Source organism: Pseudomonas sp. efr-133-TYG-103a, from assembly GCF_030209235.1.
In the GTDB taxonomy this organism is placed as follows: Bacteria; Pseudomonadota; Gammaproteobacteria; order Pseudomonadales; family Pseudomonadaceae; genus Aquipseudomonas.
Genome location: NZ_JARVSK010000050.1, coordinates 1 through 11,230 on the forward strand (window position 1 = coordinate 1; position 11,230 = coordinate 11,230).

The following is an 11,230-nucleotide window of genomic DNA, read 5'->3' on the forward strand; positions in this document are numbered from 1 at the left end:
CCCGCGATCTGGCGCGCAGCGGCAGCAGAATCGGATGACGCGGCGCATCAGGCAGGCCGCATAGCCCCGGTTTACGACGACTGCGTCGCCGATCGCGAGCAAGCTCGCTCCTGCAGGGATTGAGGTGTTCTGAAGTTGTGCGTTCAGGTTGAGCAAAACGCATTGCCCAACTCGACACGCCCGAAGCTGGCGCCTTCATTCAGCGGGGTGATGGCGGCCAGTTGGTCGAGGCGTACCTCGTCGAGACCGTCGGCGAATTGCAGGAATTCTTCCTTGCTCGGCGCCGTTCGGGTGGTGGTCGGCCGAGCCTCGAAGGTCGTGCCGTCGACCAGCTCGACGTTCAGCCGATAGCCGTGCATGCAGGCGATCTCAAGGTAATCATAGAGATCGCAGTTGAGCGGTTGATAACGGTCCATTTCAGACTCCCGGCGGCAAGATGCTTATATCGTGAATGCTCCACGATAGTCGCTCAGGCCTCCTTGCGCACGGGCGCCGGCTGATTGAGTGTGCCGTCCAGGCCCATGAACTTGCGCACCCGCTCGCCGCACTGATCGGCGAGGATGGTCTGCGGCGCCGCGTCGACTTGCACGACGCCGTTCTCCATGAAAATCACTCGATCGGAGATCGACAAGGCGAAGTCCATTTCGTGGGTGACGATGAGCATGGTCATGCCTTCTTTCGCCAGGTCGCCGATGACCTTCAGCACGTCGCCCACCAGCTCAGGGTCCAGCGCGGAGGTGGGTTCGTCGAACAGCATGATCTGCGGATCCATCGCCAAGGCACGCGCGATCGCCACGCGTTGTTGCTGGCCGCCCGAGAGTTGATGCGGATATTTCTGCGCGTGCGCCAGCAGGCCGACCTTGTCGAGCAGCGCGTAGGCGCGTTGTTCGCTGATGCCTTTGTCGCGGCCGTGATAGCGCGGCGCCAGGGTCACGTTGTCGAGAATGGTGCGATGGGGAAACAGGTTGAAGTTCTGGAAGACCATCCCGATGCGTTGCACGCCACGGCGGATCTGCGGGGCGTTCGGGCTGTCGCCGGCGTGGATGAACCCCTCACCGAAAAGGATGATCTCGCCCTTGTCGATGGTTTCCAGGCTGTTGATGGTGCGAATCAAGGAAGTCTTGCCGGAGCCAGACGGGCCGATGATGGAAATCACCTCGCCAGCGTTCACGTCCAGATTGATGCCCTTGAGCACTTCATGCTGCCCGTAACGTTTATGGATGTTCACCAGCTGCAAGGCCGGGGCTGAACCTGGGCCGGTATCGGCCTGACGCACTTTGGCCGGCTGCGCCACCAGGCTTGTGCGCAAGCGTGTGAGGGCCGCGTCATCCAGCGTCTGTGGCTTGCGGTTATTCAGTTCCAGGTGCTGTTCGAGCCAGTGAAACAGCCAGCCGAACACGGTCACGATCATCACGTAATACACCGCGACCGCCGACAGCGTTTCCATGACCAGGAAGTTTTGCGCATACAGGCGCTGGCCAACGGTGAGCAACTCGGTCAGGGAAATCACTGACACCAGCGAGGTCAGTTTCACCACGGTGATGTATTCATTGATGAGGGTCGGCAGGGAAATACGGAACGCCTGTGGGATCACGATCAGACGCTGCATGCCGATCAGGCCTACGCCCAACGCCCGGCCTGCTTCTTTCTGGCCCTTGGCGACCGAAATCAGCCCGCCCCGGTGGATTTCCGCCATGTAGGCCGCTTCAGTGACCACCAACGCCAGCAGGCCGGAATAGAACGGGTTCGACAGCACGTCGCGAGTAATCGGAAACATCTGCGGCAGGTTGTAAGTGAATACCACCAGCACCAGCAACGGAACGCTGCGGAAGAACCAGATATAAATGGACGCAGGCACGCTGATCCAGCGCGCGGTCGACAGCTTGGCCGAGGCCAGCAGAAACCCCAACAGCATGCCGATGAACCAGCCCAGCGCACTGAGCTCGATGACGGTGATGCAGGATTCCCAGAAGTCCGAGACCGAGAACAGAGAAAAAAAGTAGGACCATTCGAATTGCATACACACACCTCAGCGGGGCCGGGCCCAGCGGGGAAATCTCTATCCAGGGCGATTTCTGTAGGAGTGAGCTTGCTCGCGATGGCGTTGAATCAGTCAACATTGATATGTCTGACCAAGCGCCATCGCGAGCAAGCTCACTCCTACAGGGGTTAAGCGTCAGCCCTTAATTGCTCGGCTCTTCCAGGTTGTACTTCTTCAGCAGCGCTGCATATTCACCGGATTTCTTGGTTTCTTCGAAGGCTTTGAGCAGTGCCTGATACAGCTCGTCGTTGCCTTTCTTCACGTAGATGCCCAGGGTCTGCTGGTAGATCGAGTGCTCGGTGCTGACCACCACGCGGCCTTTGGTGCGCTCGGCGATCATGCCGGCGGCGCCGTCGATCTCCACTTGCGCCTGAACGTTGCCGGAGAGCAGCGCCTGGGTCACTTCAGGGGCGGACGGGAACTCACTCACCGAGATCGCGCCCTTGTTGTTCGGCACGCAATATTCGGTGGACAGCTTGTTGAACTGGGCGACCCAGGTGGTGCCTTTTTCCAGACCGACTTTCAGTCCGCAGAGGTCCTCCGGCACCTTGGGTTTAACGGGGCTGTCCTTGAGCACCATGATCGCGGCGCCGGTCTTGGCGTAGGCGATGGTTTGCGCCTGGGTCTGACGCTCGGGCGTGATGTACATCCCGGAGATGATGGCATCGTAGTGACCGGCGTTGAGGCTCAGGATCAGGCTGGAGAATTTGGTGTCGACGAACTCTGGCTTGAGGTCCATGTGCTTGGCCAGCAGGCGCGACAGGTCCGGGTCGGCACCGACGACGTTTTTCTTCTCGTCGTAGGATTCAAACGGCGGATAGGTGATTTCCATGCCGACTTTGAACTGGCCGGGTGTCACGGTGGTGGCGGCGTGAGCCAATGTCCCGAAAACGCTCGCGCCAAGCACGGCACTGGCCAGAACGGTCAAGCGGACAGCAGTGTTCAAAGTGTTGCGCATCGTCGGTGACTCCACGTCAGGAAGGTAAGGCACGGTGTGTGTTGACAGCTTGTTGAGCATCAGGACGCGTCCTGTGCCTGATTCTTCAAGTGGCCGAAGCTCGATGGCTTGCGCGCCTTTTCGTACAGCTTGAGCTCGCCGCTCTCGACCTTGCGCCGCAGGTATTGATAGGTCTGCAGCGCCTGGCCGAACATGTGTTCGCCGATGGTGATCGCTTCGTATTCGGTGCTTCCATTGCCGACCCCCTCGTTTACAAAGGCAGGCAATGGCTTGATCTGGGTGTGGAAGTCACAGGCGAAGAAGAGCGGAAATGAATAGCGCTCTTCGCTGACGGTGCGTACCCGATGAGCCGTAGCAACGAACGTACCAGCGGTCATCACCTCAAGCATGTCGCCGATGTTGACCACAAACGCGCCGTCGACAGGTGGTGCGTCGATCCATTGGCCAAGATCGTTCATCACCTCAAGGCCGGGCTTGTCGGCCAGCAGCATGGTGAAGCACTCATAATCGGTGTGTGCACCAATACCGGGCGCGTCCTGCGCGGCGTCGTCGAAGGGATAGTGAATCAGCCGCAGTTTGGAAGGAGGGCGCGTCACCATCGCCTCGAAATAGCCTTCTTCAAGCCCCAGCGCGAGTGCGAACCCGTCGAACAGCCGACGCCCCAGCGCGAATACGGCCGCGTAATACGCTTCGACGGCGGGGCGGAAACCCGGCAGGTCCGGCCATTCGTTGGCGCCGATCAGCGGGGTTTTGGCGATCACCAGCGGGTCGTCGTCGCCGACCTCGAAGCCGATGTCGAAAGCCTCCTTATGATCCGGCTTGCCTTTGGCGTACACCTCTTCGCCCTCGGGCACGAAGCCCTTATGGCTGCGCGACGTGCCGATGTAATGCTGCATCTTGTACGCCAGCGACTGGGCGAAAAGGTCTTTCGCGGCCTGACGCAGGCCGTCGATCAGCGATTGCTCGATGCCGTGGTTCTTGATGTACAGAAAGCCCACCTCGCGCGCGGCCTTGCCCAGCTCATCGGCCACGGCCTGACGCCGGGTGATGTCCGCACTGAACAGACCGGCGATGTCGACCACCGGGATGCTGTTGAAGTTGGCGACTTTCGGGGTCGTCGCTTGAGGCTGATCCGGCATGGCGAAACGCTCCTTATCGGCTTGTTGTGTGAGTGAAGCGCTGAAAGTGTTCGCGCTCGGCCTGACCCATCCACACGTTCAGCGACCACAGATCGGCCACCGGCACATTGGTGAAAGGCAAGTGATGCAGATAGCCGTCCGCGCCGAATTCCGGGGTCAGGGTCGTGACCTGGTAGCCGCGCGCTTGCTGGGATTTCCAGACTGCTTCCCAGTGCTGCTGATGGAAGGCCAGTTCCCGGGCGCGCTCCGGCCCGGCGGGATGCGGAACTTGCGGGCCCTGGTCGTAACCGACGCGAGCCTGAATGTGATGGACGCGCTCGACGAAGGCGCTCAGATCATCTTCGGGATCATCGAGCAGGCGCTCGCACGTTACGATCCAGTGGCTGATGTCGCTGGTGAAGCGCAGGTCCGGCAACTGACGGATCAGTTCCAGCGTCACCCACGGGTTGAACAGCGAGCGGGCGCGGTGGGTTTCGAAGGTGACCGTCTGCCCATGTTTGCGCGCCAGCTCCAGCGCCTGGCCGAAGAAGTCGACTTGCTGGGGCAACTGCCAGCGGTCGTTGCCGGCCAGCACGTTGACGAAACGCGGATTCAGCTCCGTGGACCAGTCGAGTTTCTTTTCCAGATCGGTGAGATGCTCGGCCGTGGTGGCCGATTGTTCGGGCAGGACGTCGTAGGCGGTGAAGACGGTCGCGATGTAGGGCAGCTGGTTGGCGCGCAGAAAGGCGCCGAATTCGGCCCGCTCGACAGGCGTCAGTGGCAGGCGCGCTTCCATGCCGTCGAACCCGGCCTCCAGCAGTTCATCCAGCGCCTGAGCCTTGCTGGCGGTGTAGCCCCACATCGTGCGGAAGATTTCCAGTTTCATCGAACGTCCCCAAAGATTGCGTCTTGCGACTGACACATGACATAGCGTCGCCACGGCACACGGGCCGAAACGGGTACAGCGGCAGTCACATCAGAAAAGGCAATCTTCGGGCCGTGTCTCTACTGGACGGGCTCCTTTATTGGAGGCGATCTTAGAATCGGCCGATGAACGGAAAGAATAGGAAAGCTCAAATGCATAGTTCAGAGATTTCTAAACTATGCCGGCGAGGGCCAGTCCAGACCTGCCGTGATGCGGCCCAGACCCTGCAAATCATCAGTCGACAAACGTCATGGCCCGGCTTTGCCCCCGCAAGAACGCCTGGTTCTGCTCGGTGGTTGTGCGGATGTAATCCCACAGCAGGGTAATCCGCTTGAGCTTGCGCAGGTCTTCGCGGCAATACATCCAGAATTGACGCGTGATGTTCACTTCGCTTTCCAATACCGGCAGCAGGCGTGGGTCCTGGGCGGCGAGGAAACACGGCAGGATCGCCAGCGCCCGGCCCTGCAGCGCAGCGACGTACTGAGCAATGACGCTGGTGCTGCGCAGATGGGCCTGGGCGCCAGGCAGCAGGTTGCTCAGGTACAGCAGTTCCGAGCTGAACGCCAGGTCATCGACGTAGCTGATGAACGGATGATTGGCGAGGTCTTCGGCCGTATATATGGGCGCGTGGCTGTCCAGATAATTCTGGGTCGCATACAGCCGCAGGGTGTAGTCGCACAGTTTGCAGCACACGTAGGGGCCGTGTTCCGGACGCTCAAGCGCGATGACGATGTCGGCCTCGCGCTTGGACAGGCTGATGAAGTGCGGCAGCGGCAGGATGTCGACCGAGATGGCCGGGTAATGGTCCGTGAAGTGGCTCAGCTGCGGCGTGATGAAAAAGCTCCCGAAACCTTCGGTACAGCCCATGCGCACATGACCTGAGAGGGCCACGCCCGAGCCGGAAACCTGTTCGCAGGCGATGTGCAGCGTTTTTTCGATGGACTCCGCCGAGCCTAAGAGACGCTGGCCCTCAGGGGTCAACACGAAGCCATTGTTACGCGACTTTTCGAACAGCAGCGTGCCGAGTGAGGCCTCCAGTGAGCTGATCCGTCGCGACACGGTGGTGTAGTCCACCGCCAGGCGTTTCGCTGCGGAACTGGCTTTGCGCGTGCGTGCAACCTCCAGAAAAAACTTCAAGTCATCCCAATTCAACGCGCTCAGGGACGTGATGTTTTTTTGCATGTTGAACCTGCTTTTATGTGCGTTCTTGTTAGAAGTTTGCACATCTATACTCCGAAGCAAGGTGCAATCCAAGCCAACAGCGCTTGCACTGATACCGGCAAAACATAGGCATTGTGAAGCGCGTTCGTCCGCGAATGGGGAATGTCAGCCGCTGAATTCGTTTCTGGCAGACATCATTCGCGGGCACGCGCTCCAACAGCCGTCATCAGAAATGCGGAGACATGCGCCCCACTCAAAATCGCAACAACCCAACGCCATAACACCCTGCACAACAATAAATAAGCGGAGGAGTTTATGAAGAACGCTATAACGGCGGACACCGGCGCACTCGCTGCCGGCACGGCCACCCGTCACGCTAAATCCTACCGGCTTGCCGGCGCCGCAAGCATGGCCGGCACGACCATCGAGTGGTACGACTTTTTCCTTTACGGCACTGCCGCCGCGCTCATTTTCAACAAGATTTTCTTTCCCGCACTGGACCCTATCATCGGCGTGCTCGCCGCTTTCGCCACCTACGCGGTGGGTTTTCTCGGGCGGCCGTTGGGCGGCATCGTGTTCGGCCACTTCGGCGACAAGATCGGCCGCAAGTCGATGCTGCTGTTCACCCTGATGCTGATGGGGATTCCCACGATCATCATCGGCCTGATTCCCACGTATCAGCAGATTGGCTATTGGGCAGCGGTCATCCTGGTGGCGATGCGGTTTCTGCAGGGGATGGCGGTTGGAGGCGAATGGGGCGGGGCGGTGCTGATGGCCGTCGAGCATGCGCCCGAGGGCAAGAAAGGCTTCTATGGCAGCCTGCCGCAAACTGGAGTGGGCGCCGGACTGGTGCTGGCTTCGCTGGCGATGGCGATGGTCGCCAGACTGCCCGAAGCGGACATGCTCAGCTGGGGCTGGCGCATCCCGTTTCTGGCCAGCGTCGTGCTGCTGGGCGTGGGTTGGCTGATTCGCCTCAAGGTCCCCGAATCGCCAGATTTCGAGAAATTGAAAAAGGATAACGTCTCGGTCAAGGTGCCACTGTTCAAGGTATTTCGCGATCACCCCAGAGAAACCCTGACGATCATCGGTGCGCGCACGGCCGAGAACGCCTGGTTCTATATGTCGGTGACGTTCGCCCTCGCTTACGCCGCCAACCAGTTGCAAATTCCCCGCGCCGACGTGCTGGGCGCGATTACCGCAGGTGCTGCGTTGTCGCTGGTGACCATGCCGTTGTGCGGACACATTTCTGACCGGGTCGGGCAGAAGCGTCTGTATTTCGCCGGCCTGTTGCTGCTCTGCGCGTTTGTCTACCCCTTCTTCGCCATGCTGGGCACCCGCGACCCTGTGCTTGTCTGGTGGGCGATGGTGCTCGCGGTCGGTGTGGTCTTTCCGATCCTGTACGCGCCGGAATCGCTGTTGTTCGCCCGCCAGTTCCCTGCGCAGATCCGCTACAGCGGCATCTCGGTGTCGGTGCAACTGGCCGGCGTATTGGGCGGCGGCTTTGCGCCGATGATCGCCACGCAATTGCTGGCCATGGGCGGCGGTGAGCCGCATTACGTGATCGCTTACCTGATCGCAATGGCGCTGATTGCGCTGGTCTGCACCGCGCTGATGAAGCGCGATCCGGTTCGCACCCCCTCGGCCTGAATCATGAGCTTTCGGCGGTCGAGCAAGGCCGCCGCTCGAATGGAGCATTCTGAAATGAACGTATCACTTGGCAACGTTTCACCTGCCCGGAGCACGACCGACGTGGCCCGCGTAAACATGCTGATCGATGGCGAGTGGGTTGAATCGCAGACCGGCGATTGGCTCGATGTGATCAATCCGGCGACCCAGCAAGTCCTGGCCCAAGTGCCTTTCGCCACTGGCGCTGAAGTCGATGCCGCCGTGGCCGCCGCGCAGAAGGCTTTCAAGACCTGGCGCGACACGCCGATCGGCGCACGCATGCGCATCATGCTCAAGCTTCAAGCGCTGATCCGCGAACACTCCAAACGCATTGCCGAGGTACTCAGTGCCGAGCAGGGCAAGACCCTCGCGGATGCCGAAGGCGACATTTTCCGCGGCCTGGAAGTGGTCGAGCACGCGTGTTCGATCGGCACGCTGCAGATGGGTGAGTTTGCCGAAAACGTGGCGGGCGGGGTCGACACGTACACGCTGCGCCAGCCCATCGGCGTCTGCGCGGGCATCACGCCGTTCAACTTCCCGGCGATGATTCCGCTGTGGATGTTTCCGATGGCCATTGCGTGCGGCAACACCTTCGTGCTCAAACCGTCAGAGCAGGATCCGATGTCGACCATGTTGCTGGTGGAGCTGGCGGTGGAAGCGGGTGTGCCCGCCGGCGTGCTCAACGTGGTTCATGGCGGCAAGGAGGTGGTCGACGCGATCTGTACGCACAAGGACATCAAGGCGATCTCCTTCGTCGGTTCGACCGCTGTCGGCACCCACGTGTATGAACTGGCCGGTCGGCATGGCAAGCGCGTGCAATCGATGATGGGCGCCAAGAACCACGCGGTCGTCCTGCCCGATGCCAATCGCGAGCAGACCCTCAACGCGCTGGTGGGCGCAGGTTTCGGCGCCGCTGGCCAGCGCTGCATGGCAACGTCGGTGGTGGTGATGGTCGGGGCGTCGAAACAGTGGATTCCCGACCTCAAGGCGCTGGCGCAGAAGCTCAAGGTCAATGCAGGCAGCGAGCCTGGCACCGACGTCGGACCGGTCATCTCCCGGCGCGCCAGACAGCGGATTCTCGATCTGATCGAAAGTGGCGTGAAAGAGGGCGCCACGCTGGCGCTGGACGGCCGTGACATCAAGGTCGCAGGCTACGAAAACGGCAATTTCGTCGGCCCCACGCTGTTCACCGGCGTGACCACTCAGATGCAGATATACACTCAGGAAATCTTCGGGCCCGTGCTGGTCGTGCTGGAGGTGGACACGCTGGATCAGGCGATCGAGCTGGTCAACGCCAATCCGTTCGGCAACGGCGTCGGCCTGTTCACCCAGAGCGGCGCAGCGGCACGTAAATTCCAGAATGAAATCGACATCGGTCAGGTCGGCATCAACATTCCCATCCCTGTGCCTGTTCCGTTCTTCAGCTTCACGGGCTCGCGCGGCTCCAAACTCGGCGATCTCGGCCCGTACGGCAAACAGGTGGTGCAGTTCTACACTCAGACCAAGACCGTCACCAGCCGTTGGTTCGACGACGACAGCGTGAACGACGGTGTGAACACGACGATCAACTTGCGCTGAGTCTGGTGCTGTGACTTGATCGTGTAGGCGCGAGCTGGCTCGCGAATCGTTCTGTCAGCCGACAGCGCGGCGGTGTCCGGGCAAACGTCTTCATCCGGACGCGGCCCTGACCAGGCTCGCCCCCACAGCGATCGGTGTCACGCGGCTGGCGCAGTGGCGCGGGCAAGGTGATTCACACGCAGAGCTAAATCTGAAAAAGGAATGACACCATGAAAATCGCATTCATCGGTCTGGGCAACATGGGCGCGCCTATGGCGCGGAACCTGATTCGGGCCGGTCATCAATTGCACCTGTTTGACCTTAACACCCAGGTGCTGGCGGAGCTCGCCGAGCTGGGCAGTCGCATCAGCGAGTCGCCGAAACACGCGGCACAAGGCGCGGAACTGGTGATCACCATGCTGCCCGCCGCGGCTCATGTGCGGGCCGTTTACCTCAACGACGATGGCGTGCTGGCCGGGATCGCTTCCGGCGTTCCCGCCGTCGATTGCAGCACGATCGATCCACAAACCATTCGGGACGTCGCCGCCGCTGCGGCCAGACAAGGCGTGGTCGTCGGCGATGCACCTGTGTCGGGCGGGACCGGTGGCGCCCAGGCCGGGACGCTGACGTTCATGGTGGGCGCCAGTCTTGAGCACTTCACCGTGCTCAAGCCCATTCTCGCGCAGATGGGGCGCAACATCGTGCACTGCGGCGAGGTCGGCACCGGGCAGATCGCCAAAATCTGCAACAACATGCTCTTGGGCATTTCCATGATTGGCGTTGCCGAAGCCATGGCCCTGGGGGATCGACTGGGCATCGACACGGCGATTCTGGCCAACATCATCAACAGTTCCACCGGGCGTTGCTGGAGTTCGGAAATGTATAACCCGTGGCCTGGGATTGTCGAAACCGCCCCGGCCTCGCGAGGGTATACCGGTGGCTTCGGCGCCGAGCTGATGCTCAAGGACCTGGGCCTCGCCACCGAAGCGGCGAGGGTCGCCCGCCAGCCCGTCATTCTGGGAGCCATCGCGCAGCAGTTGTATCAGGCGATGAGTTTACGCGGCGATGGCGGCAAGGATTTCTCGGCGGTGGTCGAGGCGTACATCAAGAAGGGCTGATGGGTATCAGGATGGGAGATTGCTCGCGAAGACGTGGCGCAAAACCTGTGGGCCGCTTGCTCGCGAAGACGTGACGCAGAACTTGTGGGAGTGAGCTTGCTCGCGAAGACGTGACGCAGTCGTCGTGAATCCGGGCTATGCGGTCTGCCTGATGCACCGCGTTACCCGATTCTGCTGCCGCTGCGCGCCAGATCGCGGGCAAGCCACGCTCCTACAAGGGTTTGTGGCGTTGCCAGAATTGGTGTCGAGCGTACTAACTGTGTCATCCGATTCTGCTGCCGCTGCGCGCCAGATCGCGGGCAAGCGCACTCCTACAAGGGTTTGTGGCGTTGTCAGGTTTTGTGTCGAGCGCAAAACCTGTGGGAGCGTGGCTTGTCCCGCGATCGGCGACGCAGTCGTCGCAAACCCGGGCTATGCGGTCTGCCTGATGCACCGCGTCGTCCGATCTGCTGCCGCTTCGCGCCAGATCGCGGGCAAGCCACGCTCCTACAAGGGGTTTGTGGCGTTGCCAGAATTGGTGTCAAAGCACTACCTGTGGGCCGTTTGCTCACGAAGACGTGACGCAAAACCTGTGGGAGCGTGGCTTGTCCCGCGATCGGCGACACAGTCGTCGTGAATCGGGGCTATGGGGGCTGCCTGATGCACCGCGTTACCCGATTCTGCTGCCGCTGCGCGCCAGATCGCGGG

9 protein-coding genes are annotated in these 11,230 nt (G+C 61.0%); 3 read left to right on the top strand and 6 right to left on the bottom strand.

Annotation, left to right across the window (positions count from 1 at the left end; all coding sequences use genetic code 11):
• Positions 1-143: 143 nt before the first annotated feature.
• The 6 genes from QRN36_RS27360 to QRN36_RS27385 all read right to left on the bottom strand — a co-directional run bounded on the left by QRN36_RS27360 (position 144) and on the right by QRN36_RS27385 (position 6,224).
• Positions 144-416 carry a Rho-binding antiterminator gene (locus QRN36_RS27360; protein WP_285426834.1) on the bottom strand — a complete coding sequence of 91 codons (273 nt, stop codon included), beginning with the start codon at positions 414-416 and terminating at the stop codon, positions 144-146.
• Positions 417-469: 53 nt separating this feature from the next.
• Positions 470-2,020, bottom strand: coding sequence for an amino acid ABC transporter permease/ATP-binding protein (locus tag QRN36_RS27365; protein WP_285426835.1), 1,551 nt, complete (start codon positions 2,018-2,020; stop codon positions 470-472).
• Between the two features lie 163 nt (positions 2,021-2,183).
• Entirely contained in the window at positions 2,184-2,999 is an 816-nt protein-coding gene (locus QRN36_RS27370) for an ABC transporter substrate-binding protein (protein ID WP_285426836.1), read from the bottom strand.
• Between the two features lie 59 nt (positions 3,000-3,058).
• Positions 3,059-4,138, bottom strand: coding sequence for an isopenicillin N synthase family oxygenase (locus QRN36_RS27375; RefSeq protein ID WP_285426837.1), 1,080 nt, complete (start codon positions 4,136-4,138; stop codon positions 3,059-3,061).
• Positions 4,139-4,151: 13 nt separating this feature from the next.
• Positions 4,152-5,003 (bottom strand): sugar phosphate isomerase/epimerase, encoded by an 852-nt coding sequence (locus tag QRN36_RS27380; protein ID WP_093462660.1) that lies wholly within the window; start codon positions 5,001-5,003, stop codon positions 4,152-4,154.
• Between the two features lie 273 nt (positions 5,004-5,276).
• Complete coding sequence (locus QRN36_RS27385; RefSeq protein ID WP_285426838.1) at positions 5,277-6,224, bottom strand: LysR family transcriptional regulator; 948 nt, start codon at positions 6,222-6,224, stop codon at positions 5,277-5,279.
• A 294-nt stretch (positions 6,225-6,518) separates the two neighbouring features.
• On the opposite strand from QRN36_RS27385, the gene QRN36_RS27390 reads away from it, so the two are divergent.
• The 3 genes from QRN36_RS27390 to mmsB all read left to right on the top strand — a co-directional run bounded on the left by QRN36_RS27390 (position 6,519) and on the right by mmsB (position 10,543).
• Positions 6,519-7,850, top strand: coding sequence for an MFS transporter (locus QRN36_RS27390; protein WP_285426839.1), 1,332 nt, complete (start codon positions 6,519-6,521; stop codon positions 7,848-7,850).
• Positions 7,851-7,904: 54 nt separating this feature from the next.
• The gene (locus QRN36_RS27395; protein ID WP_373568805.1) at positions 7,905-9,446 is read left to right on the top strand and encodes a CoA-acylating methylmalonate-semialdehyde dehydrogenase; all 1,542 of its coding nucleotides are present in this window, start codon (positions 7,905-7,907) and stop codon (positions 9,444-9,446) included.
• 209 nt (positions 9,447-9,655) lie between these two features.
• Positions 9,656-10,543: a 3-hydroxyisobutyrate dehydrogenase gene (gene mmsB, locus QRN36_RS27400; protein ID WP_285426840.1), complete on the top strand. Its 888-nt coding sequence runs from the start codon at positions 9,656-9,658 to the stop codon at positions 10,541-10,543.
• Positions 10,544-11,230: the final 687 nt, after the last annotated feature.

Excerpts from the sequence above, each read along its gene's own strand:
- QRN36_RS27395 (WP_373568805.1), top strand. The coding sequence starts at position 7,905 with ATGAACGTATCACTTGGCAACGTTTCACCTGCCCGGAGCACGACCGAC.
- QRN36_RS27380 (WP_093462660.1), bottom strand. The coding sequence starts at position 5,003 with ATGAAACTGGAAATCTTCCGCACGATGTGGGGCTACACCGCCAGCAAG.
- QRN36_RS27375 (WP_285426837.1), bottom strand. The coding sequence starts at position 4,138 with ATGCCGGATCAGCCTCAAGCGACGACCCCGAAAGTCGCCAACTTCAAC.
- mmsB (WP_285426840.1), top strand. The coding sequence starts at position 9,656 with ATGAAAATCGCATTCATCGGTCTGGGCAACATGGGCGCGCCTATGGCG.
- QRN36_RS27390 (WP_285426839.1), top strand. The coding sequence starts at position 6,519 with ATGAAGAACGCTATAACGGCGGACACCGGCGCACTCGCTGCCGGCACG.
- QRN36_RS27370 (WP_285426836.1), bottom strand. The coding sequence starts at position 2,999 with ATGCGCAACACTTTGAACACTGCTGTCCGCTTGACCGTTCTGGCCAGT.
- QRN36_RS27385 (WP_285426838.1), bottom strand. The coding sequence starts at position 6,224 with ATGCAAAAAAACATCACGTCCCTGAGCGCGTTGAATTGGGATGACTTG.
- QRN36_RS27360 (WP_285426834.1), bottom strand. The coding sequence starts at position 416 with ATGGACCGTTATCAACCGCTCAACTGCGATCTCTATGATTACCTTGAG.
- QRN36_RS27365 (WP_285426835.1), bottom strand. The coding sequence starts at position 2,020 with ATGCAATTCGAATGGTCCTACTTTTTTTCTCTGTTCTCGGTCTCGGAC.